Origin of the sequence: Pseudomonas sp. PDM13, assembly GCF_025685765.1 — a bacterium.
Classification (GTDB): Bacteria; Pseudomonadota; Gammaproteobacteria; order Pseudomonadales; family Pseudomonadaceae; genus Metapseudomonas; species Metapseudomonas solani.
The window spans coordinates 130,559-156,530 of the sequence record NZ_JAOTQU010000002.1; the positions used below are offsets into that span (position 1 = coordinate 130,559).

Here is a 25,972-nt window from a genome sequence, read left to right on the forward strand (position 1 = left end):
AAAGCCGAGTAGTTTACCTGTTCACGCATAGGCGCCGAAAATCTTTGTCGGCCTATGGCTATAGCCAGTTGGAATAAGAACGGGAGTGCGCGCGTCCCGCCATCGTCACGCCATGGCGGGGGTGAACGCGGGTTCCACCCGCCCTACGGATCGGCGTTGCGTGACGTGGGTCGGGTGGAGCCGGGCGCGCGCTGGCCGGGGCCTCAGCTCTTCGGGCTGAGCACCAGGTTCGGCACCTTGGCGGGGTCGACGCTGTGGTCCACGCGCAGCTTGTAGCTGGGGTCGAGTTTCTTCACCCGGGCGGAAAGCAGGGCCACGACCCAGGGGTACTGCTTGGCTTCGCGCACCTGCAGGCGCACGCCGCAGTCGAAGGCGACCACGTCGGCGGCGACGGCATCGAGCAGGCTGCGCAGGCGCTCGTTGTCGTCGTTGTCCAGCATCGGCAGCGCCACCTGGTTGGCCACGCGGCGTACGGGCTTGGCGGCTGCGGCCGGCTGCGCCACGGATGCCGGGATGGTCACCAGCTTGGCGGCTTCGGCGGCCTGGCGCTCCAGGGCGAGGCGCTGCTGGCGGGCCTGCTCGGTACGGGCGGCGACTTCCTTGGCGGCGGCCTGCTCGGTGGCGGTGCGGGCCTGCTCGGCACGGTCCAGCTCACTGGCGCGGGCCTGGGCGATGGCGCCGTCGAGACCGGTGGTCAGCGCCGGGGCCTGGGGCATCAGGCTGCGGGCGTGGCTGAGGGCGGTGGTGGCGGTGTCCAGGTCGCCCTGCTGCAGTGCGGCCTGGCCTTTCTTCAGCCAGGCTTCGGTGAGCTGGCGCTGGTACTGCTCCAGGCGGGTGTCGCCGGCGGCGCGCTGCTGGAGATCCTTGAGCTGGGTTTCAGCGTCGGCCAGTTGCCCGTTGTTCAGGCTCAGGTCGAGCTGACGGAAACTGGTGACCAGGTCGTCGGTGGGCAGGCTGGCCACCTGCGGTTTGCTCTGGCACGCGGCTAACAGCAGGGAAATCGCGATAACGGGAAGGTATCGGGTTGCGAACAGCATCATTCCTGCAAGTCTCGTGTTGCTCAAAAAACGCGCAATTCTACACTGCGCGACCGGGCAGGACAAAAGTCGGGGCCACTTTTTTGCCATCTGCGTGCTATCAGACCAGGCGGCCCGCGCGCCGTTCGCCGTTCGTCCTGTATTTCTGCGGCGGCTTCCCTACCATGGTGAACGACAACAGTTACAAGCTCTGGCGAGGTTCCGATGCAGCCTGACAACAGCCCCTACGACTACCTGATCGTCGGTGCCGGCCCCGCCGGTTGCCTGCTGGCCAACCGGCTTTCGGCCGACGGGCGGCATCGGGTTTTGCTGCTGGAAGCCGGGGGCCGCGACAACCACCCCTGGATCCACATCCCCGTCGGCTACCTCTATTGCATCGGCAACCCGCGCACCGACTGGTGCTACCGCACCGAGGCCGAGCCGGGCCTCAATGGCCGCGCCCTGGGCTACCCCCGTGGGCGGGTGCTGGGCGGCAGCTCGTCGATCAACGGGATGATCTACATGCGTGGCCAGGCGGCGGATTACGACCACTGGGCCGCCCTGGGCAACCCGGGCTGGGGCTGGAGCGACGTGCTGCGGCTGTTCAAGCACTGCGAAGACCACCACGGCGGTGCTTCCGAGCACCACGGCGCCGGCGGCGAATGGCGGGTGGAGCGCCAGCGCCTGTCCTGGGACCTGCTGGACGCCTTCCGCGAGGCGGCGGGCGAGACCGGCATCGCCGCGGTGGAGGACTTCAACACCGGCGACAACGAAGGCTGCGGCTACTTCCAGGTCAACCAGCGTTCCGGGGTGCGCTGGAACGCCTCCAAGGCCTACCTGCGCCCCGCACGCCAGCGCCCCAATCTCACCGTGCTCACCGGCGTCGAAGCCGAGCGGGTGCTGCTGGAGGACGGCCGCGCCCGGGGCGTATTGGCCCGCTGGCAGGGCCAGGCCCGGGAGTTCCGCGCCCGCGAGGTGATCCTCAGCGCCGGGGCCATCGGCTCGCCCACCCTGCTGCAGCGCTCGGGGATCGGTCCGCGCCCGCTGCTGGAGGGGCTGGGCATCGCCGTGCGCCACGAGCTGCCGGGCGTCGGCTGCAACCTGCAGGACCACCTGCAGCTGCGGCTGATCTTCAAGGTCAGCGGCGTGCCGACGCTCAACCAGATGGCTGGCAGCCTCTGGGGCAAGGCCGGCATGGGCCTGCGCTACCTGCTCAGCCGCAGTGGTCCCCTGGCCATGGCGCCGAGCCAGTTGGGCGCTTTCGCCCGCAGCGGCCCGGAGCAGGAGCGCGCCAACCTCGAATACCACGTGCAGCCGCTGTCCCTGGAACGCTTCGGTGAGCCGCTGCACGCCTTCCCGGCCTTCACCGCTTCGGTGTGCAACCTGCGCCCGGCCAGCCGCGGGCGGGTGGATATCCGCGCCGCCGAGGCCAGTGCCGCGCCGCTGATCCAGCCGAACTACCTGAGCGAGGACGAGGATCTGCGCGTGGCCGCCGACGCGATCCGCCTGACCCGGCGCATCGCCGCCGCACCGGCCCTGGCGCGCTACCGGCCGGAGGAATACCTGCCGGGCGCGGCGCTGCAGAGCGAGGCGGAGTTGCGCCAGGCGGCCGGGGCCATCGGCACCACCATCTTCCACCCGGTGGGCACCTGCCGCATGGGCCAGGGCCGCGAGGCGGTGGTGGACGCGCGCCTGCGGGTGCACGGGGTGCCGGGGCTGCGGGTGGTGGATGCGTCGGTCATGCCGACCATCGTCTCCGGCAACACCTGCTCGCCGACCCTGATGATCGCCGAGAAGGCGGCACGGATGATCCTGGAAGACGCGGCCACGGGCGCTGCGAAGGCGACCGTGGCGCAGGCGGTGAGCGGCTAGGCGCGCTTGGGCAGGGCGAAGCTGAGGAGGAACAGCGCCGCCGCCGAGACGACGATGGAGGGGCCGGCGGGGGTGTCCTTGAACCAGGACAGCGCCAGGCCGGCGCACACCGCCACCAGGCCCAGCAGGCTGGCGCCGGCGGCCATCTGCTCGGGGGTGCGTGCGTGGCGCTGGGCGGCGGCGGCGGGAATGATCAGCAGCGAGGTGATCAGCAGCACGCCGACGATCTTCATGGCCACGGCTATGACCACGGCGATCAGCAGCATCAGTGCCAGGCGGATGGCGGCTACCGGCAGGCCTTCGACCCGGGCCAGTTCCTCGTGCACGGTGATGGCCAGCAGCGGCCGCCACAGCGGGATGAGGATCAGCATCACCAGGGCGCTGCCGCCGAGGATCCAGGCCAGGTCGGCGGGGCTCACCGCCAGCAGGTCGCCGAACAGGTAGCCCATCAGGTCGATGCGCACTTCGCTCATGAAGCTCAGGGCCACCAGGCCGAGGGACAGGGTGCTGTGGGCGAGGATGCCCAGCAGGGTGTCCGAGGCCAGCGGCTGGCGTTGTTGCAGGGTCACCAGCAGCACGGCCAGCAGCACGCAACCGACGGTCACCGCCAGGGTGGGGCTGACATCCAGCATCAGCCCCAGGGCGACGCCCAGCAGCGCGGCGTGGGACAGGGTGTCGCCGAAGTAGGCCATGCGCCGCCAGACCACGAAGGAGCCGAGCGGGCCCGCCACCAGGGCCAGGGCGAGGCCGGCGAGAAGCGCGTTGACGAGGAAATCAGCCATGGTTGCAGTCGGGGCCGTGCTTGTGGACGGGCGTGAAGCGGGTGCCCTCGGGGAAGGTGGAAGTAGCCACGACCTCGCCATGCAGGTCGTGGGCATGGTCGTGATGGTGGTGGTACACGGCGAGGCTCTTGGCGTCCTGGCCGAACAGCTCGACGAAGGCCGGGTCGAAGCTGACCTGCTCGGGGTGGCCGGAGCAGCACACGTGGCGGTTCAGGCAGACCACCTGGTCGGTGGTGCTCATCACCAGGTGCAGGTCGTGGGAGACCATCAGCACGCCGCAGCCGAGGCGGTCGCGCAGGCGGGTGATGAGGCGGTAGAGCTCGGCCTGGCCGGCGACGTCGACGCCCTGCACCGGCTCGTCGAGCACCAGCAACTCGGGCTGGCGCAGCAGCGCCCGGGCCAGCAGCACCCGTTGCAGCTCGCCGCCGGACACGCTTTGCAGCGGGCTGTCGATGACGTGGGTGGCGCCCACTTCCTTCAAGGCGGCCAGGGCGGCGTCGCGGTCCACGCCCGGCACCAGGCGCAGGAAGCGCAGCACGGAAAGCGGCAGGGTCGCGTCCACCTGGAGCTTCTGCGGCATGTAGCCGATGCGCAGGCGCGGCTTGCGCCAGACGCTGCCGCGCTCGGGCTTGAGCAGGCCGAGCACGGTGCGCACCAGGGTGGTCTTGCCGGCCCCGTTGGGGCCGATCAGGGTGACGATCTCGCCGGGCTTCAGGCTAAGGCCGACGTCCTGCAGCACCGCCTGGCCGGCGAAGCTGACGCCGACGCCGTCGAGGCGGATCAGCGCATCGCTCATGCCGCCTCCCGGCAGGTGGCGCAGAGGCCGACGATCTCCACCGTCTGCCCTTCGACGCTGAAGCCCACGGCCTGGGCGCTGGCGACGATGGCATTGCTGATGGTCGGCTGTTCCAGCTCGATGGCGGTCTGGCATTCGCGGCAGATGAGGAACTGGCCCTGGTGGGCGTCGCCCGGGTGGTTGCAGCCGACGAAGGCGTTGAGCGAGGCGATGCGGTGCACCAGGCCGTTTTCCAGGAGGAAATCCAGCGCCCGATAAACGGTAGGCGGCGCGGCGCGGCGGCCGTCTTCCTCGGTGAGTACCCCGAGGATGTCGTAGGCGCCCAGCGGCTTGTGGCTGGCCCAGACCAGCTCCAGCACGCGCTTGCGCAGGGCGGTCAGGCGCAGGCCGTCGCGAGCGCAGAGCACCTCGGCTTCGGCCAGGGCATCACGGACGCAATGGGAATGGTCGTGGGGCAGGCAGGCCAGGGGGGCTTTGGTCTTGATGGGCTTGAGCATGGGCGGCGACGTCCGGGCAAAGAGACGTTATTCTATTACGCTTTCGAGCCGGAGTCTGTTCCCGTGTCACGTCTGTTGCCTCTTCTTCTCCTCGCTTGCCTGGCCCTTCCGGCCCAGGCCGAAGTGCGCCTGCTGGCCAGCATCAAGCCGCTGCAACTGATCGCCGCCGCCGTGCAGGACGGTGTCGGCACGCCCGAGGTGCTGCTGGCCCCGGGTGCCTCGCCGCACCAGTACGCGCTGCGCCCATCCGACGTGCGGCGGGTGCGTGAAGTGGACCTGCTGTACTGGGTCGGCCCGGACCTGGAAGGCTTCCTCCCCCGTGTACTGGAAGGTCGCAGCCAGCCATCGGTGGCGGTGCAGTCCCTGCCCGGCATGACCCTGCGCCACTTCGAAGCCATCGGCCACGACGAGCATGAGCACGGGGCCGAGGATGAACACGAGCATGACCACGACCACCGCCCCGGCTCCCTCGACGCCCACCTCTGGCTGCTGCCGGCCAACGCCCGGGTGATCGCCGCGCGCATGGCCGCCGACCTGGCCGCCGCCGACCCGGCCAACGCCGCCCGCTACCAGGCCAACCTCAAGGCCTTCGACGAGCGCCTGGGCCAGCTCGACCAGCGCCTCAAGGCGCGCATGGCCGCCGTGTCGGGCAAGCCGTTCTTCGTCTTCCACGAGGCCTTCGATTACTTCGAGTCCGCCTACGGCCTGCGCCACACCGGGGTCTTCAGCGTTGCCGCCGAGGTGCAGCCCGGGGCCCGCCACGTCGCCGCCATGCGCGCGCGCCTGCAAAAAGCCGGCCCCAGCTGTGTGTTCAACGAGCCGCCGGTGCGCCCGCGCCTGGCCGAAACCCTGACCGCCGGCCTGCCGGTGCGCCTGGCCGAGCTGGACGCCCTGGGCATGCAGGCAACCCTGGATGCCGGTGGCTACGAAAAGCTGCTGGAGAACCTGGGCGACGGCCTGGCCGGTTGCCTGGAAGCGCTCTGAAGGTTCGGACGGAACGCCCGGCGAGGGGGCGCTCCAGCGACTAAGGTGTCATCGAGGATTTTGGCTCGGTGACACAAGATATTGATGTGCGTCATCGATCTGGCACTACATGTTGATAGGGTGAGCCGCTTCCAAGGGTTCATCCAGATGACAGGAGGTTCCGGCGAATGGCGAAGACAGGCACCACGATCCAGGCGCGTGAGGGCATTGCCCTGCAGGCCGCTTCGGAAGATATCTGGGACAGCAAATACCGTCTCAAGCACAAGGACGGCACTGCGGTCGACACCTCCCTCGACCACACCTGGCAGCGGGTCGCCAAGGCCCTGGCCGAGGTGGAGGGCAAGGACGCCGAACGCTGGTACGAACGCTTTCTCTGGGCGCTGCGCAACGGTGCCATCCCCGCCGGGCGGATCATTTCCAACGCCGGCGCCCTGGGCCACAAACCGGCCACCTCCACCATCAACTGCACCGTCTCCGGGATCATCCACGACTCCATGGACGACATCCTGGCCAAGGTCCACGAGGCCGGGCTGACCCTCAAGGCCGGCTGCGGCATCGGCTACGAATTCAGCACCCTGCGCCCGCGTGGCGCCTATGTTTCCGGCGCCGGCGCCCATACCAGCGGGCCGCTGTCGTTCATGGATATCTACGACAAGATGTGCTTCACCGTGAGCTCCGCCGGCGGCCGCCGGGGCGCGCAGATGGGCACCTTCGACGTCAGCCACCCGGACGTGCGCGAGTTCATCCGGGTCAAGCGCGAGGACGGGCGCCTGCGCCAGTTCAACCTCAGCCTGCTGATCACCGACGGCTTCATGCAGGCGGTGGAGGCGGATGACGACTGGCCCCTGGTATTCCCCGTGCACGCCAAGGAGCTGGGCGAGGTGGACCTGGGCGACCCCGAGCAGGTGGCCTGGCGCGAGTGGCCGGTGCACGAGGGCTACCAGGTGCGCGAGGACGGGCTGGTGGCCTGCCGCGTCTATGGCCGGCTCAAGGCCCGGCACCTGTGGGACATGATCATGGTCTCCACCTACGACTATGCCGAGCCGGGCTTCATCCTCATCGACCGGGTCAACGACCTGAACAACAACTGGTGGTGCGAGGCGATCCGCGCCACCAACCCCTGCGGCGAACAGCCGTTGCCGCCCTATGGCTCCTGCCTGCTGGGCTCGATCAACCTGACCCGCTTCGTCGAGGCGCCCTTCACCGAGGATGCGCGCTTCGACTGGGATCGCTTCCGCGAGGTGGTGAAGGTCTTCACCCGCATGCTCGACAACGTGGTGGAGATCAACGGCCTGCCGCTTGCGCAGCAGCGCGAGGAGATCACCAGCAAGCGTCGCCATGGCATGGGCTTCCTCGGCCTGGGCTCGGCGCTGACCCTGCTGCGCCTGCGCTACGGCAGCCCGGAAGCCTGCGTGTTCACCGAGGAAGTGGCCCGCGAGATGGCCCTGGTGGGCTGGCAGCAGGCCCTGGAGCTGGCCCGGGAGAAAGGCCCGGCGCCGCTGCTGGCCAAGCGCTTCGCGGTGACCGCAGAGATGCTGCGCAAGCGCCCGGAGATGGCCGCGGACGGCCTCAAAGTGGGCGACGAGGTGCCCGGCAGCCTGCTGCACGCGCGCTATTCGCGCTACATGCAGCGCATCGCCGAGTACGCGCCGGAGCTGGTGGAAGAGCTGGCCCGGGTCGGCGCGCGCTTCACCCACCACAGCTCCATCGCGCCCACCGGCACCATCAGCCTAAGCCTGGCCAACAATGCCTCCAACGGCATCGAGCCGAGCTTCGCCCATGCCTATTCGCGCAACCTGATCCGCCCCGGGCGCAAGACCAAGGAGAAGATCGAGGTGTGCAGCTACGAGCTGCTGGCCTACCGCACCCTAGTCAACGCCCACGCCGTGCCGGGCGCCGAGGCCACGGCGCAGAAGCTGCCGGAGTACTTCGTCGCCGCCGACGACATCAGCCCGGCCGAGCACGTGGACATCCAGGCGGCCGCGCAGAAGTGGGTGGACTCCTCCATCTCCAAGACCGCGAACGTGCCCACCGATTACCCCTTCGAGGACTTCAAGGACATTTACCGCTATGCCTGGCGCCAGGGCCTCAAGGGCTGCACCACCTTCCGCTTCAACCCAGCGGCCTTCCAGGGCGTGCTGGTGAAGGACGCGGACCTGGAGAAGACCCGCTACCGCTTCGAACTGGAAGACGGCAGCGTGGTGGAGCTCAAGGGCAACGAGCAGGTGGAGTACGACGGCGAGCTGCACAGCGCCGCCAACCTCTTCGACGCCTTGAAAGAAGGCTATTACGGCAAGTACTGATTCGCGGAGGCAGTGATGAGCGTGAAGATCAGCCAGAAGATCAAGGGCTTCAAGGTGGTCGACGTCGAGGCCGAGCGCGTGCGCCTGGCCGCCGAGGAAGCCGCCGCCGTGGTGCAGATGGACGAGACCCTGCAGCGCCCGGAAACCCTGGTGGGTGCCACTTACAAGATCAAGTCGCCGCTGTTCGAGCACGCCTTGTACGTGACCATCAACGACGTGGTGCTCAACCCCGGCACGGCCTACGAGCAGCGCCGGCCTTTCGAGATTTTCATCAACTCCAAGGGCATGGAGCACTTCCAGTGGATCGTCGCCCTCACCCGCATCATGTCGGCGGTGTTCCGCAAGGGCGGTGACTGCACCTTCCTGGTGGAGGAGCTCAAGGCGGTGTTCGACCCGCGTGGCGGCTACCTCAAGCGCGGCGGCATCTACATGCCCTCGCTGGTGGCCGAGATAGGCGCCGTCCTGGAGCGCCACCTGATCGCCATCGGCCTGATGGAAGGCCAGCAACTGGGCGAGGAGCAGAAGCTCTACCTCGCCGAAAAACGCGCCGCCTACGAAGCCAGCCTGGGCACCAGCACCGCCGAACCCGGCGAAGGCTTCCCCCCCGGCTCCCAGCTCTGCGGCAAGTGCAACACCCAGGCCGTGGTGCAGATGGACGGCTGCGCCACCTGCCTCAACTGCGGGCACTCGAAATGTGGGTGAGCCGGGGTTTTCGCAACGCATGCGTTGCGCCGGCGAACGCCCGGCCAAGGACGGCCGGGCCGGGGTCTAACTGAGGCAGCGGAGCACCGACAGGGATGTCCACAGCGGGCTTTACCTTTCCTCGGACAAGCATGCGTTGCGCCGGCGAACGCCCGGCCAAGGATGGCCGGGCCGGGGCTGAACCGGGGCAGTGGAGTACCGACAGGGATGTCTACAGCGGGCTTTACCTTCACTCGATCAACGCATGCGTTGCCCCGGCGAACGCCCGGCCAAGGACGGCCGGGCCGGGGTTGAACCGAGGCAGCGGAGTACCGACAGGGATGTCCACAGCGGGCCTGACCTTCGTTCCATCCTTGATGCATTTCCCGGGCTAAAGCCCAGGCTACATCTGTGTCCTTCCAGGGCTTCAGAGTCGGACGTAGGTAGCTGCACCGCTTTCGGCAAACCGGCACCATGGCGCTTTTCCAGGTTCAGGGAGAACCCGAATGATCCGCTTCACCCTCTCGGATGTAGAACACGGTGCGCCCTATCGGCGCCTGCCGGCGGATACCGTCATGCGCACGCTGCTCAACCGGCCGGTGGAGGCGCTGGATTGCGCAGCCGCCGAGCTGCTGGAGGAGGACAACTGCAACGCCTTCGCCAAGGCCGCGTGCCGTGCCTTCTATGGGCATCACCCGCTGGTGATCCGCCCGGACGACATCTGGTTCTGCATCGCCCAGGGCTTGGCGAACCATATGGCCCTGCATGGCGAGCAGCTGCGGCCCGACCTGGTGAGCCACACCGGCAAGAAGAAGCTCACGGTGTTCTGCCCCGACTACCCCTTCGCCGACAAAAGCCGCTGGGTCGAGCTGTTCGGTGATTTCTCCCGGCAGATTGCCGGTGAGATTCCGCAGTTCTCCGACTTCATCGTCACCGCGTTCTCCACTACTGGCCCCATCGAGCAGGCGGCGTTCTCGCTGTGCTGGATGGATGCCTTCAGCGGCTATTTCGACTACGAGATGCTGGCCGGCTGCGGCATCCCCGAGATCGAACTGCAGGGCAGCGAGGATGACTGGCGCCTGATCATCGAGCGTTTCACCGTGCTGGAGGGTTACGGCCTGGGCCATTGGGTGGCGAGCCTGAAGCTGGTGCTGGAGGCGATCGCCCGCACTGCGGCCGGCGAGGTGGACCGCGCCTTCTGGGAGTCCTTCTTCCGCTATCGCAGCGGTTCGGGCCCGTCGGAGCTGACGGGCTGGATCCTTACGCTGTTCCCCTACCTCGTCGACACGGCTACCGACGCGCTGCGACCGAACCCTTACCTGGGGGATTGGCAGGTGCGTTTCGAGCGGGCGGGCGTGGCGGCACTGAGCGGTGACTGGCTGATGGCGGACCAGGCTCAGGGGCCGGGCATGCAGGCCATCCCCAAGAGCCTGGTGAGCGCGGTGCTGCTGATCGACGAATTCACCACCGGCACGAAGCGCAATGCACGGCTGGTGGGCGGCCTGTTCGGCGTGGCCCAGCGCGACGCGGACGGCGCGTTGTACCCGGCGTTCGGCTGGGCGGTGGTGGAAGAGCCCGCTAGCTAGAGCGCGAAAGGCAGCGGCAGGTGCACGTCCTGGCGGTGGGCCAGGCGGCGCTGGAACTCGGCGGGGTCGTGGATCAGCACGTCCTGGCCGGCGAAGGCGTTGGCGGCGATCAGGCGGGACAGCCAGAAGCGTACGCAGGCGATGCGCAGCAGCGCCGGCCAGAGTTCCGCCTCGGCGGCACTGAAGGGGCGCAGCGCGGCATAGGCGCCGAGCAGGGCGCGGGCGCGGTGGGCGTCCAGGCGGCCTTCCTCGTCGGAGCACCAGTCGTTCAGGCAGATCGCCAGGTCGTAGAGCATCGGCCCCGAACAGGCGTTGTAGAAGTCGATCAGCCCGGCCAGGTGCGGGCCGTCGAACAGCACGTTGTCGCGGAACAGGTCGGCGTGCAGGTTGGCGCGGGGCAGGGCGACGATGCGCGGCTTGAGCTCGGCGATTTCCTTCAGGGCGTCACGCAATAAAGGCAGTGCGGCGTCGTCCAGTTGCAGGGCGAGGGACGGCCCTTCTTTGATCATCCAGTCCAGGCCACGGTCGCTCTTGCGTTCGATGGGGTGCGCGCGGGTGGCCAGGTGCAGGCGCGCCAGCAGCGCGCCGACTTCGCTGCAGTGGTGCGCGTTGGCTTCGCGCACATGCTTGCCGGCGAGCCGGGGCTGCAGCAGGGCGGGCTTCCCGGCCAGCTCGCGCAGGGCCTGGCCGTCACCGGTACGCAGGGCATAGGGCACCGGCAGGCCGGCGTCGTGGAGCACGTCGAGCAGTTCGATGAAGAACGGCAGGTCGTGGCTGGGGCCGCGCTCCACCAGGGTCAGCACGTATTCACCCTGCTCCAGGCTGACGAAGAAGTTGCTGTTCTCCGAGCCTTCGGCGATGCCCTTGAAGTCCTTGAGCCGCCCCAGCCCGTAGGGGGCCAGGAAGGTTTCGAGTTCAGGGCGTTCGAGCGGGGTGAAAACGGACATTGGACTACCTTGTTACGGTCGGCGCAGCAGCCTTACCAGCTGAAGATTTCCCACTGCGGGATCAGCATGTCCGGGTTGTCCGACCGGATGAAGTTGCTGTCGCCGTCTGCGCGGACCAGGAAATAGGGTTTGCCACCCTTGGGGGTGACCTTGATGGCGTACAGGAAGCCGTTGACGCGGTATTCCTGGATGGTCTTGTCGCCGTCCTGGCGGATGGTCACGTCGGGCTCGGCAGAGGGGGCGTCGTCGGCGGCGAATACGCCGGCCGGTGCGACGACCAGCAGGCTGGCAAGCAACAGGCGGTTGATGGCGCGCATGGTGGTAACCTTGTCCCTTATCGTCAATGATCGGGCCATTCTACTGCGGGTCCGGCGAATAAAGGTTGAATTCACGCATGAGCCAAGCCCCTCTCGTCCTGGTGGACGGTTCCTCCTACCTGTACCGTGCCTTTCATGCCCTGCCTCCGCTGACCACCTCCGCCGGCCTGCCGACGGGTGCCGTCAAGGGCGTGCTGAACATGCTCAAGAGCCTGCGCAAGCAGTACCCGGACAGCCCCTTCGCGGTGGTCTTCGACGCCAAGGGCGGAACCTTCCGTGACGAGATGTTCGCCGAGTACAAGGCCAACCGGCCGTCGATGCCCGACGAGCTGCGGGTGCAGGTCGAACCGCTGCACGCCACCGTGCGCGCCCTGGGCCTGCCGCTGCTGTGCGTGGAGGGCGTGGAGGCCGACGACGTGATCGGCACCCTGGCCCGGCAGAGCGCGGCGCTGGGGCGTGCGGTGGTGATTTCCACCGGCGACAAGGACATGGCGCAGCTGGTCGACGGGCACATTACGCTGGTCAACACCATGACCGGTAGCGTGCTGGACATCGATGGCGTGAAAGAGAAATTCGGCGTCGGTCCTGAGCTGATCATCGATTACCTGGCGCTGATGGGCGACAAGGTCGACAACATCCCGGGCGTGCCCGGCGTCGGTGAAAAGACCGCCCTGGGCCTGCTGACCGGCGTCGGTGGTGGCCTGGACGTGCTCTACGCCAACCTCGACAAGGTGCCCGAGCTGGCGATCCGCGGTGCCAAGGGGCTGCCGGCCAAGCTCGAAGAGCACAAGGAGATGGCCTACCTCTCCTACAAGCTGGCGACCATCAAGTGCGACGTGGAGCTGAACGTCGAGATCGAGGCGCTGCACCCCGGCGAGCCGGACGTGGAGGCCCTGACCGAGCTGTACCGCACCCTGGAATTCAAGACCGGCCTGGACGACCTGCAGCGCCAGACCAAGGCCGCCGGCGAGACGCTGCCGCCGCCCGCAGCGCCGGCCGATGCGGTCGAGACCCGCTATGAAACCGTGCTGGAGCAGGCGCAGTTCGATGCCTGGCTGAAGAAGCTGCAGGATGCGCCGCTGTTCGCCTTCGACACCGAAACCACCAGCCTCGACCCACAGCAGGCGCAGGTGGTGGGCGTCTCCTTCGCCGTGAACGCGCACGAGGCGGCATACGTGCCGCTGGCCCACTCCTATATGGGCGTGCCCGAGCAGCTGGACCGCGACGCCGTGCTCAAGGCCCTCAAGCCGCTGCTGGAAGACCCGGCCAAGGGCAAGATCGGCCAGCACGCCAAGTACGACATGAACGTCCTGGCCAACGCCTCGACGCCCATCCTCATGCAGGGCATCGCGTTCGACACCATGCTCGAGTCCTATGTGCTGGATTCCACCGCCACCCGCCACGACATGGACAGCCTGGCGCTGAAGTACCTCGGCCAGAGCACCATCCGCTTCGAGGACATCGCCGGCAAGGGCGCCAAGCAGCTGACCTTCGACCAGATCGCCATCGAGCAGGCCGGCCCCTACGCCGCCGAGGATGCCGACGTGACCCTGCGCCTGCACCAGGCGCTGTGGCAGAAGCTGGAGGCCGTGCCTTCGCTGGCCTCGGTGTTCCGCGATATCGAGATGCCGCTGGTACCGGTGCTGGCGCGTATCGAGCGCAACGGCGCCTATGTCGACGCCAAGCTGCTCGGCCAGCAGAGCATCGAGCTGGGCGCGCGCATGGTGGAGCTGGAGCGCCAGGCCTATGAGCTGGCCGGCCAGGAGTTCAACCTCGGCTCGCCCAAGCAGCTCGGCGCCATCCTCTACGAGAAGCTGGGCCTGCCGGTGCTGTCCAAGACCGCCACCGGTCAGCCGTCCACCGCCGAGAATGTGCTGGCGGAGCTGGCCGAGCAGGACTTCGAGCTGCCCAAGGTGATCATGCAGTACCGCACCGTGAGCAAGCTCAAGAGCACCTACACCGACAAGCTGCCGGAGCAGATCAACCCGCGCACCGGGCGCATCCACACCTCCTACCACCAGGCGGTGGCGGCCACCGGGCGGCTGTCCTCCACCGACCCGAACCTGCAGAACATCCCGATCCGCACCGCCGAGGGCCGGCGCATCCGCCAGGCCTTTGTCGCGCCCAAGGGCTACAAGCTGCTGGCGGCGGACTACTCGCAGATCGAGCTGCGCATCATGGCCCACCTGGCCAAGGACGAAGGGCTGCTGGATGCCTTCCGCCACGATCGCGACGTGCACCGGGCGACGGCGGCGGAAGTCTTCGGCGTCGAGCTGGAGCAGGTCAGCAACGACCAGCGCCGCAGCGCCAAGGCGATCAACTTCGGCCTGATCTATGGCATGAGCGCCTTCGGCCTGGCCAAGCAGATCGGCGTCGACCGCAAGCAATCCCAGGCCTATATCGACCGCTACTTCGCCCGTTACCCCGGCGTGCTCGCCTACATGGAGCGCACCCGCGAGCAGGCGGCCCAGCAGGGCTTCGTCGAGACGCTGTTCGGCCGTCGCCTGTACCTGCCGGAGATCAACTCGAAGAACCAGGCCATGCGCAAGGGCGCCGAACGCACCGCGATCAACGCGCCGATGCAGGGCACCGCAGCCGACATCATGAAGCGCGCCATGGTGGCTGTGGATAACTGGCTGACGGACTCCGCCATCGATGCGCGGGTCATCCTTCAGGTGCACGACGAACTGGTACTGGAGGTGCGCGAGGACCTGGTGGACCAGGTACGCGAAGCCATCCGCCCGCTGATGAGCGATGCGGCGCAGCTGGATGTACCGCTGCTGGTGGAAGTGGGCGTGGGCGACAACTGGGACGAGGCGCACTGAGCCGGCACCATTCCTGGTATAGACCTCCGGCGCATAAGGCCGGAGGCTCTAATAACGAACGGTTTTCAGCGGGGCGGTGAACTTTATACCTGGGCACAGGGTCAGAGGATGGGAATGGCTGGTGAAGCCTTCGATGCTCCTTTTGCTGTGTTTAGTGTTGGCAGATATCTGAACCCCGCCCTAGCGGTTCAGACTTGAACCCCGAACTTCCCCCTCCCCATACGAAGCTCGGGGTTTTTTTTGCCTGCGATTCAGGCCTCCGGCTCGACCTGCCCGAATTCCTCGCCCAGTTGCAGCCAGTTGGCCAGCACCGCTTGCGCTTCCTCGATGCCCTGGCGCTTGGGTGCCGAGAACAGCTGGATGGTCACGCCCTCGCCCCACCCCTTGCGGATGTCCTGCTGGACCTTGAGCAGCGCGTTCTTCGCGGCGCCGAAGGCCAGCTTGTCGGCCTTGGTCAGGAGGATGTGCATGGGCATGTTGCCGGCGCTGGACCAGTCGAGCATCAGCCGGTCGAAGTCGGTCAGCGGATGGCGGATGTCCATCATCAGGATCAGCCCGGCCAGGCTTTCGCGGCTGCTCAGGTAGGCTTCCAGGTGGCGCTGCCAGTGCTGCTTGAGCGGGATCGGCACCTTGGCGTAGCCATAGCCGGGCAGGTCCACCAGGCGACGCTGGTCGTCCAGGGAGAAGAAGTTGAGCAGCTGGGTGCGCCCCGGGGTCTTCGAGGTACGCGCCAGGCTGGCGTGGGTGAGGGTATTCAGCGCGCTGGACTTGCCGGCGTTGGAACGCCCGGCGAATGCGACTTCCAGACCTTCGTCGGGAGGGCACTGATCCACCTTGGCGGCACTGATGAGAAAGCGGGCCTGTTGGCACAGACCGATGATCGGGTTCTTGAATGACATGAGGTGTCCACGGGTGCGACGCGGTGTCGCAGGGGGCTGTTTCGTTTCCGTTTGAGCATCGCCAGTATATAATGCCGCAGATTTAGTGTGCGCTTTATCCCCCAGGGTTCAGTGTTCACGGGACTGACCGTTGCGCGACAGAACGCATGGCAGGGCCCCTCTGATGAGGTTGATCATGAAGAAAGTGCTACTCGTCGCAAGCCTTGCGGCGCTGGCCTTTGGCGCGCAGGCTGCCCAGGATCCGGAAGCGGTTTACAACCGGACCTGCAGTGCCTGCCACAACGGTCAACTGCCTATGGCGCCGAAAAAAGGCGACAAGGCCGCCTGGGAGCCGCGTCTGGCCAAGGGCAACGATGCTCTGGTCAAGAGCGTCACCAATGGTTTGAACGCCATGCCTCCCCGAGGCTTGTGCATGGACTGCAGTGCCGAGGACTACCAAGCGGTCATCCAGTGGATGAGCCAATAATCAAGGTAGCCCGGCGCTAACTCTTTCACCCTTAGCCGTAATTGGATTAGCTGATGAACAAAGTACTCGTGAGTCTGCTGTTGACCCTGGGCATCACCGGTCTGGCCCACGCCGCTGGCGACGCCAAAGCCGGTCAGGCGAAAGCTGCCGTATGTGGTGCCTGCCATGGCCCGGACGGCAACAGCGCTGCCCCCAACTTCCCGAAACTGGCTGGCCAGGGCGAGCGCTATCTGCTCAAGCAGATGCACGACATCAAGTCCGGCAACCGCCAGGTTCTGGAAATGACCGGCCTGCTGACCAACCTGAGCGATCAGGACCTGGCCGACATCGCCGCCTACTTCGCCAGCCAGTCCGGCAGTGTCGGCGCCGCCGATCCCAAGCTGGTCGCTCGCGGTGAAGCCCTGTTCCGTGGCGGCAAACTGGAAGAAGGCATGCCCTCCTGCACCGGTTGCCACTCCCCGAACGGCGCCGGCAACGCCGCTGCCGGCTTCCCGCACCTGGGTGGCCAGCATGCCCAGTACGTGGCCAAGCAGCTGACCGACTTCCGCGAAGGCAACCGCACCAACGATGGCGACAACATGATCATGCGCGCCATCGCCGCGAAGCTGAGCAACAAGGACATCGAAGCCGTCTCCAGCTACATTCAGGGTCTGCACTAAGTCCGGCCCAGCGGTAGAAAACGGTAAATAAAAGGGTGGCCATGGCCACCCTTTTTCATTGGCTCCCCCGCTACAATTGCCGGAACCGGTCGCGATGAGATCGGTCGAAGCAAGGCCCGCCGCAGAACCATATGACCCGCTTAGGAGTTGAGCATGCGTAACCTGATTCTTTCCGCCGTTCTTGCCAGTGCGAGCCTTTTCGGCATGACCGCACAGGCCGAGGATATCCAGGCCGGCAAACAGTACGTCGAACTGAGCAGCCCGGTCCCGATTTCCAAGCCCGGCAAGATCGAAGTGGTGGAACTGTTCTGGTACGGCTGCCCTCACTGCTACCAATTCGAACCCACTCTGAACGCCTGGACCGAGAAGCTGCCGGAAGACGTCAACTTCGTGCGCATCCCTGCCATGTTCGGTGGCGTGTGGAACGTCCACGGCCAACTGTTCATCACCCTGGAAAGCATGGGCGTCGAGCACGCCGTGCACAAAGCCGTGTTCGATGCCATCCACAAGGAAGGCAAGAAGCTCTCCACCCCCGACGAGATGGCCGAGTTCCTCGCTGGCCAGGGCGTCGACAAGGCGGCCTTCATCAAGGCCTATAACTCCTTCGGCGTGAAGAGCCAGATGGAGAAGGCCAAGAAGCTCGCCATGGCGTACCAGATCTCCGGCGTACCGACCCTGATCGTCAACGGCAAATACCGCTTCGACATCGGCTCCTCGGGCGGCCTCGAGCAGGCCACTCAGGTCGCCGACTTCCTCATCGCCAAGGAGCGCGCCGCGAAGTAAGCGGCGCCCGGCAGAGCGAAGATGCTGCGCCGCTGGAGCAATGATCGAACCGCTGGCCTGCGGGCTCCGCAGGTCAATCCTCATTGTGGCTCCAGCGGCCTCCCCCAGGACGGCCGCCTGCGGCTGCTCAGCTTCAACATCCAGGTCGGCATCAGCACCGGCCGTTACCGCCACTACCTGACCCGCAGCTGGCAGCACCTGCTGCCCCACGCCGGCCGCGCCAGCAACCTGCAGCGCATCGGCGCCCTGCTCGGCGACTTCGATCTGGTGGCCCTGCAGGAAGTCGACGGTGGCAGCCTGCGTTCCGGCTACGTCAACCAAGTCGAGCACCTCGCCCACCTGGCCGCGTTCCCCTTCTGGTACCAGCAGCTCAACCGCAACCTCGGGCGCATCGCCCAGCACAGCAACGGCTTGCTCAGCCGCCTGCAGCCCACCCAGCTCGAAGACCACCCCCTCCCCGGCCCGCCCGGGCGCGGTGCCATCTTCATGCGCTTCGGCGAGGGCGAGGACGCGCTGGTAGTGGTGATGATGCACCTGGCCCTGGGCACCAAGGCCCGCACCCGCCAGCTCGCCTACATCCGCGAGCTCATCGGCGGCTACCGCCACCAGGTGCTGATGGGCGACATGAACACCCACGCCAACGACCTGCTGCAGAACTCGCCCCTGCGTGACCTCGGGCTGCTCGCGCCGCAGGTCGAGGCCACGTTCCCGAGCTGGCGCCCGCAGCGCTGCCTCGACCACATCCTGCTCAGCCCCAGCCTGACCCTGGAGCGCGTGCAGGTGCTCAGCCAACCCATCTCCGACCACTTGCCAGTGGCGGTGGACATCCGCCTGCCCACGTCCCTCACCGGGGATGCGCTGCCGGCCCTGGTGGACACCCCCGACGGATCGAATCCATGAGCGACGACGGCCAGCGCTGGAAAGAAAAGTACCTGCAGAGCCTCGAGCAGCAGGAGAAGCTGGAGCGTCGCTGGGACGCCCGCCTCGACCTCCTGCGCCGTGGCCTGGTGCGCAGCTCCCTCGCCGCCGAAGGCAGCGACAAGGCTGTCGACCAGTGCATGCAGGAGCTGCGCGAGATCATCCGTGGCGACCAGATAGACGCCGGCCTTTCCGCCCTGATCCCGCGCCTGGAAAAGGCCGTGCTGGACTCCGAGCAGCGCCGCCAGCAACGGGTCGAGCAGAACGTCGGCGCCCTCACCGGGCTGACCAACCAGCTGCTGAAGCTGGAAGTCCCCCGTGACGTGCGCAAATCCCTCAAGCAGTTCGCCAAGCGCATCGACGAGCGTGCCAGCCAGGCGCGGGAAATGCCCGCCATGCTCGGCGAGCTGAGCGACCTGCAGCGCCGCGCCCTCGACGAGCTGGCCAACAGCGACGCCGCTACGCCCAAGCCCGGCCTGCTGCAGCGCCTGTTCGGCAGCCAGGGTGACGTCGCCGAAGATGCCCCGCCCGCTGCCGCCGCGTTGCCGACCGGTGACGCCCTGGCCCCGCCCCCGGCCGTCCCGGCACCTGCCGCATTGCAGGCCGCGCCCCAGCTGGACGACGAGCCCGCGCAGCCGGCCAAGGCACCCGCTGCCGCCCCGGCTCCCGGCGTGCCGCCTACCGTTGAGCCGGCCCCCGTGGCTGCGGCAGCCGCTCCGGCGCCTGCCCCAGCTCCTGCCCAGGCTCCCGCGCCCGTCCCTACCGCCGCTACCGAGCAGGCGGTCCAGGCGGTCGCCGAAGCGGCCCCGGTCGTCGCGCCCCTTGTGCCCGAGGTTGCACCGGCGGCCCCTGCCGAGCCGCTCGCTGCAGCCGTCCCGGCGCCTGTCACCGCGCTGGCCGGCGGTGTCAGCCCGAGCCTGTCGCCGCGCCTCGACAGCCTGCCCTTGCCGGCGGCGCTGATCACCGGCGAAGGCGACCCCAGTTACGCCTTGCCCACCCTGCCCGAGCCTGGCTACAGCGCCGTGGCGCCCCACGTCGCCGCCAGCCTGCGCGGGCTGCTGGACGAACTCGAGCTGCCCGAGCGCCACAAGCCCCAGGGCGAAGCCCTGCGCGAGCGCCTGGTGGGCGGCCTGAACTGGTACGAACTGGTGCCCGTGCTGGACGACCTCGCCGTGCTGGTGCTGGCCGTCACCGACAGCGAGCACCGCGACTTCGCCATCTACCTCAAGCAGCTCAACGAGCGCCTGGTGACCTTCGTCGCCTCCATTTCCGCTGCCCACGAGGGCTACAGCGAAACCCTGGAAAGCGCTCGCGTCCTCGATGACCAGTTGCGTGAGCAGGTCAGCGACCTGCAAAGCAGCGTGCAGGACGCCACCGACCTGGACGACCTCAAACTCTCCGTGGAGCAGCGCCTCGACGGCCTGCTCAACACCATGAACGACTACCAGCGCCAGCGTGATGCGCGTGAAGAAGAGGTCGGTGGGCGCCTCAAGGTCCTGGTGGAGCGCGTCGCCACCATGGAGCAGGAGGCCAGCTCCTTCCGCGACCACCTGGAAGAGCAGCGCCAGAAAGCCCTCAGCGATACCCTCACCGGGCTGCCCAACCGCGCCGCCTGGAGCGAGCGCCTGGAGCTGGAGGTGGCGCGCTGGAAGCGCTACGGCGGCGAGTTGCTGCTGGCGGTGCTGGACATCGACCACTTCAAGCGCATCAACGACAACTATGGCCATCTGGCGGGCGACAAGGTGCTGAAGATCATCGCCGGCGAGATCGCCAAGCGCCTGCGCAAAACCGACTTCATCGCCCGCTTCGGTGGCGAGGAGTTCGTCCTGCTGATCCCCGCCACACCGCTGGAGGGTGGCCAGCAACTGCTCGACACCCTGCGCTCGGCCATCGAGCAATGCCCCTTCCACTTCAAGGGCGAGCCCGTGACCATCACGCTGTCGGGGGGGCTGGTGTCCTTCGTCGAGGGCGAGAAGGACGAGCAGACGTTCGAGCGCGCCGACCAGGCGCTCTACCGCGCCAAGCGCGAAGGCCGCAACCGCATCGAACTGGGCTGAGCCGCCTCAGGCGGCGTGGGTCAGGTAGGGCTTCCAGCCTTCCGGCACGTGCTCCAGGCGCGGGTAGTCCAGGGCGTCCAGCTGCAGGCGCGAGAGCTGGAAGGGCGTATGCCGCAGCTCCTGGGGCAGCGCTCGCAGCTCCGGCAACCACAGGCTCACATAGGTCGCATCCGGGTCGTAATGACGGGCCTGGCGCAGCGCGTTGAAGGCCTGGCTGCGCTGCGGGTCGCTGGCCACGCCGGCCAGGTAGGCCCAGTTGCCCCAGTTGCTCGCCGGGTCGTAGTCCAGCAGGTGTTCTTCGAACCAGGCGGCACCGTGGCGCCAGTCCTGCTCCAGGTCGTGCACCAGGTAGGCGGCCACCACCTGGCGGCCGCGGTTGGACATGAAGCCCGTGGCCGCCAGCTCGCGCATGCTGGCGTCCACCAGCGGCATGCCGGTGCGGCCCTGGCACCAGCTCTCGAAACGTTCGTCCAGCTGCTGCGGTGCGCGCACCGTGGCCTTCAGGCCGCCGGCCTCGAACAGCGCGCTGCCATGGCGCAGCAGGGTCCAGCGGAAGTAGTCACGCCATAGCAATTGTTGCCACAGCTGGTGGGTGGAGGCGTTGGCGCCGTACTGCGCCTCGTGGCGGCGCAGCTCGGCGGCGACGCGGCGCGGCGAGAGGCTGCCGTTGGCCAGCCAGGGGGAAAACTTGGAGGAGTATTCGCTGCCCACCATGCCGTTGCGATTCTCCTGATAGGTACGGACGCCCTGGGTCGCCCACAGGTAATCGCGCAGTCGCGCCAGTGCCGCGACCTCGCCGCCGGAAAAGGGGAAGGCGCTGACGGACAGGCTCACCGGCTCGCCCAGGCCCAGGCGGGTTGGCGTCGGCAGGGGTTCGAAGAGCGGCTCCACCGCTTCGGGCAGGGGCGGCAAGGCCGCCGGGGCCGAGCGTGGCTGATAGACGCTGGGGCGCTGCTCCACCTGCTCGCGGAACTGGCTGAACACCGCCGGCAGCTGCTCCACCGGGGTCGGCAGCTCCTCGCGGCGCAGCAGGCTGTTGCCGGCCAGCTCACGCAGGGGGGTATCGCCGAGTGCCTGGCGCAGCTCCTCCACCAGGGTGCGCTCCTGGGGCGCCACTTCCTCCAGGGTCAGTACTTCGTTCAGGTCCAGGTGTTCCAGCAGCGCCGGGATCACCTGCGCGGCGTTGCCCTGCACCACCAGCAGGCGCGAGCCGCGCTGGCGCAGCTCGGCGTCCAGGGCGGTGAGGCTCTCCAGCTGGAACCGCGCGCGGTGCACGCCCATGCGGCGGATGCCGAGGTCGCCCGGGCGCAGCAGGGTCGGGTCGAAAACGAACAGCGGCAGGACGCAATCGGCCGCCAGCGCCGCTTGCACGGCAGGGTGATCATCGAGGCGCAGATCCTGTTTGAACCAGAGCAGAGTACGACGCATGACGTAAATCCTCGGCAGGCATTTCCCTATGCCAACTGATTCCGCTGGCCTCTAGACGTTATAGGCTTTTCGCCGGGCTTGAACAGTGCCGTCGGGAGGATGACCGGTGGCGTTGCTGCCGTCGGGCCGGGAGCTGCGTATAATCCGCCCCTTTTTTCGCGGGCCCTGCCTGCTTTCACCTGTGGAGACATCGTCAATGCGTCTTTCCTTTTCCCGTATCGCCAGCTGGTTGGGTGGTTTTGCCCTGACCTTCGGCGCCGTTCAGGTCGCCGGCAACGAATTGCTGCACCTGCAGGACAGCAACCTGCAGTTCTCCACCCTGCCCTATTCCGCCGGCGAGAGCTTCCTCAGCTTCGCCACCGAGCGCCCGGCCTTCACCGCCGGACTCTCGCCCAAGGCCCTGGCGGACCTGCCCGGCCATACCCCGGCGCCCCTGCAGATGCGCCTCAGCGGTGCCCACGCGGCCCCGGCGCCCGGCCAGGGCGGCAACCTGCTCGGCCCGGCCTTCGACCTGCAGGCCCCCGGTTTCGACTACCTGACCCTCAGCCTCTACGACCGCGACGACCAGGACGAGCCTGGCCACAGCGTGCAGTTCAGCGGCGCCTGGGCCTATGCCTTCCGCCTTGGCGAGGCCAACTGGATGCTCGATGGCGGCCTGGACTGGGCCGGTGCCGAAGGCGACCGTGAACAGGGCCTGAGCTTCAGCCCGCAGCTGAGCTTCGATGCCGGCGACTACTTCTTCGCCCAGGGCCGCCAGCTGTTCCTCGGCATCCAGTACCTGCAGCAGAGCGGTGGCTACAGCGAGCTGGACGACGTGCGCGGCAACGCCTCGCGCGACCAGCGTGCGGTCAACACCACCCTCAAGTACCACTTCTGACACCCGACCCGGCACGGCGGCGAGACGTCGCCGCCAGCGCCCTTTACACTTCGTCCTTCAGTTGAGGAGCGCCCATGGAAATTCTCGGCATCGCCGTGCTGATCTTTCTGGTCACCGACCCCTTCGGCAATATCGCCATCTTCCTCGCCGCACTGAAGAACGTGGCGCCGGAGCGCCGGCTCAAGGTGGCCCTGCGTGAGCTGGTGTTCGCCCTCGGCCTGCTGCTGCTGTTCCTCACCTTCGGCGAAAACATCCTCAGCGGCCTCGGCCTGTCCCGCGAGGCGATCGCCATCGCCGGCGGCATCATCCTCTTCATCATCGCCCTGCGCCTGATCTTCCCGCGGCCCGAAGGCGTGCTCGGCGACCTGCCGGATGGCGAACCCATGCTGGTGCCCCTGGCCACCCCGGCCGTGGCCGGCCCTTCCGCGCTGGCGGTGCTGATGACCCTGCGCAACACCCACCAGGGCGAGCTCTGGGAGCTCTACGTAGCCGTGCTGGTGGCCTGGGCCTGCACCGCCCTGATCCTGCTCCAGGCGGCCTTCCTGCAGCGCTTCCTCGGCCAGCGCGGGCTGATGGCGGTGGAGCGCCTGACCGGCATGTTGCTGATCATGCTCAGTGTCGACATGCTCCTGGACAACCTGCAAAGCGTGCTACATATCACCCCATGAGAACCCTAGCCCTCGGCCTGTTGCTGGCCCTGCTCGCCGGTTGCACCAGCGGCCCGCGCATCGATCGCAGCCAGACCTCGGTCAACCAGAACAGCCGCGTGCAATACGTCGTGCTGCACTACACCTCCACCGACCTGCCGCGCTCCCTGGCGCTGCTCACCCACGGCGAGGTCAGTGCGCATTACCTGATCGGCACCCAGCCTCCGACCATCTACCAACTGGTGGACGAGAACCGCCGCGCCTGGCATGCCGGGCAGAGCGAGTGGCAGGGGCGCACCTGGCTGAATGCGAGCACCATCGGCATCGAACTGGTCAACGAGGGCTACGAGCAGACCGCCACCGGGCGCAACTGGCAGCCCTTCGACGACCAGCAGATCGACGCCCTGATCGTGCTGCTCAAGGACATCGTCAAACGCCACAACCTGCCCCTGGGCAGCATCATCGGCCACAGCGACATCGCCCCCCAGCGCAAGGTCGACCCGGGCCCGCTGTTCCCCTGGAAGCGCCTCGCCGAGGCCGGCCTGGTGCCCTGGCCGGAAGCCTCCGCCGTGGCGGTCGAGCAGGCGCGCTTCGCCCAGGCGCTGCCCACCGTCGGCTGGTTCCAGATGCAGCTGGCCCGCCAGGGCTACCCGGTGCCGCGCAACGGCCAGCTGGACGAAGCCACGCGCAATGTCATCGCCGCCTTCCAGATGAAGTACCGCCCGCACCTGTTCGACGGCCAGCCCGACGCCGAGACCGCCGCCCTGCTGCTGGTGCTCAACCGCATGCCGGGCGAGGCGCTGCCGCTCCGTCCCGTGACGTTTTACTGACGCCCGAATCGCGCCCAGCACCGGTCGGCGGCTGGCGCGATGATTTCCTGGCGGTGGGCTATACCTGAGTGATCTCGCTCGGACGCGACCCTCCCCATCATGCAGCCCCCCTTCGCCCGTTGGCGCCGCACCCTCTACCAACCCCTGCCCGTGGCCATCCTGGTCGGCCTGCTGAGTGCCTGCCTGCTGGTGCTGGCCAGCCTGTGGCTGTCGGCGCAACAGGCCCAGCGCGCCGAGCAGGAACAGATGAAGGTCCAGGGCGAGCGCTTCCTGGTGCGCCTGGAGCAGGTCTTCGGCCAGCTCCACGAGGCCCTCGACAAACTCGAAGCCCAGCCCCTGCGCGGCTGCGACATGGCCATGGTGGAGACCCTGCGGCAGATCAACTTCCGCTACCGCTTCATCTACGAGGCGGCCTTCATCGGCGGGGGGCAGCGCTGTTCCTCCTGGCCGCGGCAGAACTCCTTCGGCCCCGAACGCCCGGCAGACATCGTCGGCCAGCGCCAGAGCTACTGGCTCAACAGCACCGACCAGCCGGACGACAACCTCGCCGCCCTGGTGGTCGGGCGCGGCTATTTCCGCCTCTCCACCTCGCGCGGCCACCTCAGCGACATGGTCGAGCTGCCCGCCGGGGCCAGCCTGCTGTTGCTGCCCAAGAGCACCGGCGCCGCGCTGCCGATCCTCGGCCTGGCGCAGCCCTGGCCGCCGGGCTCGGAGTGGCCGACCCCCAAGGACTACGAGCTGGAGGTGAATGCCGATCGCCTCGCCTATCGCATGCCCACCCAGACGCCGGAGTTCGACCTGCTGGTGATGACCCCGCGCGGCGAACTCATGGCCCGCGCCCGTGATGCGCTGCTCGGCTGGCTGCCGCTGGCGGCGTTGCTGTCGCTGCTGTGCGGCGTGCTCGCCTACTACGCCATGTGCCGCCGCCAATCCCTCAGTGGCGAGCTGCAGGGTGCGATCCGCCGGCGCGAGCTGCGGGTGCGCTACCAGCCGCTGTTCGACCTGACCAGCCGCCGCTGCGTCGGCGCCGAGGCGCTGGTGCGCTGGCGCCGCACCGACGGCAACATGATGAGCCCGGACCTGTTCATCCCCCTGGCCGAAAGCACCGGGCAGATCCGCGACATCACCGACTTCATGATCGAGCAGGTGCTGGCCCAGCAGAGTGCATTCCTGCGCAAGAACCCCGAGCTGTACATCTCCATCAACCTGGCCGCCTGCGATGTCGGCTCGCCGCGCATCGCACCGCTCACCGCCGCCCTGCTGGCGCGCTACCAGGTGCCGGCGCAGCAGATCGCCTTCGAGGTCACCGAGCATGGCCTGGCCGATATCCATGCCGCCCAGGAGGTGCTGGGCCAGCTGCGCGCCCAGGGCCACCGCATCCTCATCGACGATTTCGGTACCGGCTACAGCAGCCTGGCCTACCTGCAGGCGCTGCCGGCGGATGTGCTGAAGATCGACAAGGCCTTTGTCGATGCCCTCGGCCACGACGCCGCCAGCAGCGGTGTCGCCCCGCACATCGTGCACATGGCCCAGGCGCTGCAGTTGAAGGTGGTTGCCGAAGGCATCGAGCACGAGGCCCAGGCGCTGTTCCTCGCCAGCGAGGGCGCCCACTATGGCCAGGGCTGGCTGTTCTCGCGGCCGCTCACCGCCGCGCGCTTCCGCGACCTGGTGACCGGCCAGCTCGACCTCACTCAGGCCCTCAACGACGAAACCCTGCCCGCCGCCTAGTCCCGTCCTTGAACCACAGCACGACGTCCACACTCGCCGGGTAGGAGCGAGCTCTGCTCGCGAAGCGCCCCCGC

At 67.7% G+C, this 25,972-nt stretch carries 23 protein-coding genes; 15 read left to right on the plus strand and 8 right to left on the minus strand.

Annotated features, from left to right (window positions below):
• Positions 1 to 203: 203 nt before the first annotated feature.
• Complete coding sequence (locus OEJ36_RS02555) at positions 204 to 1,040, minus strand: PA5502 family lipoprotein (RefSeq protein ID WP_263400266.1); 837 nt, start codon at positions 1,038 to 1,040, stop codon at positions 204 to 206.
• 201 nt (positions 1,041 to 1,241) lie between these two features.
• Here OEJ36_RS02555 and OEJ36_RS02560 point away from each other — a divergent pair, with 201 nt between their 5' ends.
• A complete protein-coding gene (locus OEJ36_RS02560) occupies positions 1,242 to 2,888 on the plus strand; it encodes a GMC family oxidoreductase (protein WP_263400267.1) in 1,647 nt (548 codons plus the stop codon).
• Here the strand turns inward: OEJ36_RS02560 and znuB are convergent.
• From znuB to OEJ36_RS02575, 3 genes are read right to left on the minus strand one after another with little or no spacing between them, the layout of a single operon-like run.
• Positions 2,885 to 3,670: a zinc ABC transporter permease subunit ZnuB gene (gene znuB / locus OEJ36_RS02565; RefSeq protein WP_263400268.1), complete on the minus strand. Its 786-nt coding sequence runs from the start codon at positions 3,668 to 3,670 to the stop codon at positions 2,885 to 2,887. The genes OEJ36_RS02560 and znuB overlap by 4 nt on opposite strands.
• Positions 3,663 to 4,466, minus strand: a complete 804-nt coding sequence (gene znuC / locus OEJ36_RS02570) for a zinc ABC transporter ATP-binding protein ZnuC (RefSeq protein WP_263400269.1) — start codon at positions 4,464 to 4,466, stop codon at positions 3,663 to 3,665. The genes znuB and znuC overlap by 8 nt, the downstream gene beginning before the upstream one ends.
• Positions 4,463 to 4,963 carry a Fur family transcriptional regulator gene (locus OEJ36_RS02575; RefSeq protein ID WP_021219856.1) on the minus strand — a complete coding sequence of 167 codons (501 nt, stop codon included), beginning with the start codon at positions 4,961 to 4,963 and terminating at the stop codon, positions 4,463 to 4,465. The genes znuC and OEJ36_RS02575 overlap by 4 nt, the downstream gene beginning before the upstream one ends.
• A gap of 63 nt (positions 4,964 to 5,026) precedes the next feature.
• Here OEJ36_RS02575 and OEJ36_RS02580 point away from each other — a divergent pair, with 63 nt between their 5' ends.
• From OEJ36_RS02580 to OEJ36_RS02595, 4 genes are all read left to right on the plus strand, one after another.
• Positions 5,027 to 5,947, plus strand: a complete 921-nt coding sequence (locus tag OEJ36_RS02580; protein WP_263400270.1) for a zinc ABC transporter substrate-binding protein — start codon at positions 5,027 to 5,029, stop codon at positions 5,945 to 5,947.
• Positions 5,948 to 6,114: 167 nt separating this feature from the next.
• Positions 6,115 to 8,250, plus strand: a complete 2,136-nt coding sequence (locus tag OEJ36_RS02585) for an adenosylcobalamin-dependent ribonucleoside-diphosphate reductase (RefSeq protein WP_263400271.1) — start codon at positions 6,115 to 6,117, stop codon at positions 8,248 to 8,250.
• 12 nt (positions 8,251 to 8,262) lie between these two features.
• Entirely contained in the window at positions 8,263 to 8,952 is a 690-nt protein-coding gene (locus OEJ36_RS02590) for an NrdJb (protein WP_169708402.1), read from the plus strand.
• Between the two features lie 485 nt (positions 8,953 to 9,437).
• Entirely contained in the window at positions 9,438 to 10,517 is a 1,080-nt protein-coding gene (locus tag OEJ36_RS02595; protein WP_263400272.1) for a DUF4419 domain-containing protein, read from the plus strand.
• Here the strand turns inward: OEJ36_RS02595 and OEJ36_RS02600 are convergent.
• Positions 10,514 to 11,464: a homoserine kinase gene (locus OEJ36_RS02600; protein WP_263400273.1), complete on the minus strand. Its 951-nt coding sequence runs from the start codon at positions 11,462 to 11,464 to the stop codon at positions 10,514 to 10,516. The genes OEJ36_RS02595 and OEJ36_RS02600 overlap by 4 nt on opposite strands.
• Positions 11,465 to 11,496: 32 nt before the next feature.
• Complete coding sequence (locus OEJ36_RS02605; RefSeq protein ID WP_111259321.1) at positions 11,497 to 11,781, minus strand: DUF2782 domain-containing protein; 285 nt, start codon at positions 11,779 to 11,781, stop codon at positions 11,497 to 11,499.
• A gap of 77 nt (positions 11,782 to 11,858) precedes the next feature.
• Here OEJ36_RS02605 and polA point away from each other — a divergent pair, with 77 nt between their 5' ends.
• Positions 11,859 to 14,606 (plus strand): DNA polymerase I, encoded by a 2,748-nt coding sequence (polA, locus tag OEJ36_RS02610; protein WP_263400274.1) that lies wholly within the window; start codon positions 11,859 to 11,861, stop codon positions 14,604 to 14,606.
• A 251-nt stretch (positions 14,607 to 14,857) separates the two neighbouring features.
• Here the strand turns inward: polA and yihA are convergent, their stop codons facing one another.
• A complete protein-coding gene (gene yihA / locus OEJ36_RS02615; RefSeq protein ID WP_263400275.1) occupies positions 14,858 to 15,505 on the minus strand; it encodes a ribosome biogenesis GTP-binding protein YihA/YsxC in 648 nt (215 codons plus the stop codon).
• Positions 15,506 to 15,680: 175 nt separating this feature from the next.
• Between yihA and OEJ36_RS02620 the strand changes: the two genes are divergently transcribed.
• The 5 genes from OEJ36_RS02620 (at position 15,681) to OEJ36_RS02640 (ending at position 20,388) form a co-directional block, all read left to right on the plus strand.
• Complete coding sequence (locus OEJ36_RS02620; RefSeq protein ID WP_031287843.1) at positions 15,681 to 15,971, plus strand: c-type cytochrome; 291 nt, start codon at positions 15,681 to 15,683, stop codon at positions 15,969 to 15,971.
• Positions 15,972 to 16,024: 53 nt separating this feature from the next.
• On the plus strand, positions 16,025 to 16,630 hold the full coding sequence (locus OEJ36_RS02625) for a c-type cytochrome (protein WP_021219846.1): 606 nt from the start codon (positions 16,025 to 16,027) through the stop codon (positions 16,628 to 16,630).
• 153 nt (positions 16,631 to 16,783) lie between these two features.
• The gene (locus tag OEJ36_RS02630; RefSeq protein WP_263400276.1) at positions 16,784 to 17,413 is read left to right on the plus strand and encodes a thiol:disulfide interchange protein DsbA/DsbL; all 630 of its coding nucleotides are present in this window, start codon (positions 16,784 to 16,786) and stop codon (positions 17,411 to 17,413) included.
• A 21-nt stretch (positions 17,414 to 17,434) separates the two neighbouring features.
• A complete protein-coding gene (locus OEJ36_RS02635) occupies positions 17,435 to 18,313 on the plus strand; it encodes an endonuclease/exonuclease/phosphatase family protein (protein WP_263400277.1) in 879 nt (292 codons plus the stop codon).
• On the plus strand, positions 18,310 to 20,388 hold the full coding sequence (locus tag OEJ36_RS02640; RefSeq protein WP_263400278.1) for a GGDEF domain-containing protein: 2,079 nt from the start codon (positions 18,310 to 18,312) through the stop codon (positions 20,386 to 20,388). The genes OEJ36_RS02635 and OEJ36_RS02640 overlap by 4 nt, the downstream gene beginning before the upstream one ends.
• Before the next feature lie 6 nt (positions 20,389 to 20,394).
• Here the strand turns inward: OEJ36_RS02640 and OEJ36_RS02645 are convergent, their stop codons facing one another.
• On the minus strand, positions 20,395 to 21,816 hold the full coding sequence (locus OEJ36_RS02645) for a DASH family cryptochrome (protein WP_263400279.1): 1,422 nt from the start codon (positions 21,814 to 21,816) through the stop codon (positions 20,395 to 20,397).
• Positions 21,817 to 22,012: 196 nt separating this feature from the next.
• On the opposite strand from OEJ36_RS02645, the gene OEJ36_RS02650 reads away from it, so the two are divergent.
• From OEJ36_RS02650 to OEJ36_RS02665, 4 genes are all read left to right on the plus strand, one after another.
• A complete protein-coding gene (locus tag OEJ36_RS02650) occupies positions 22,013 to 22,693 on the plus strand; it encodes a hypothetical protein (protein ID WP_263400280.1) in 681 nt (226 codons plus the stop codon).
• 74 nt (positions 22,694 to 22,767) lie between these two features.
• On the plus strand, positions 22,768 to 23,361 hold the full coding sequence (locus tag OEJ36_RS02655; RefSeq protein ID WP_021219840.1) for a MarC family protein: 594 nt from the start codon (positions 22,768 to 22,770) through the stop codon (positions 23,359 to 23,361).
• The gene (locus OEJ36_RS02660; RefSeq protein WP_263400281.1) at positions 23,358 to 24,170 is read left to right on the plus strand and encodes an N-acetylmuramoyl-L-alanine amidase; all 813 of its coding nucleotides are present in this window, start codon (positions 23,358 to 23,360) and stop codon (positions 24,168 to 24,170) included. The genes OEJ36_RS02655 and OEJ36_RS02660 overlap by 4 nt, the downstream gene beginning before the upstream one ends.
• A gap of 96 nt (positions 24,171 to 24,266) precedes the next feature.
• Positions 24,267 to 25,898 (plus strand): EAL domain-containing protein, encoded by a 1,632-nt coding sequence (locus tag OEJ36_RS02665; RefSeq protein WP_411860959.1) that lies wholly within the window; start codon positions 24,267 to 24,269, stop codon positions 25,896 to 25,898.
• Positions 25,899 to 25,972 lie beyond the last annotated feature (74 nt).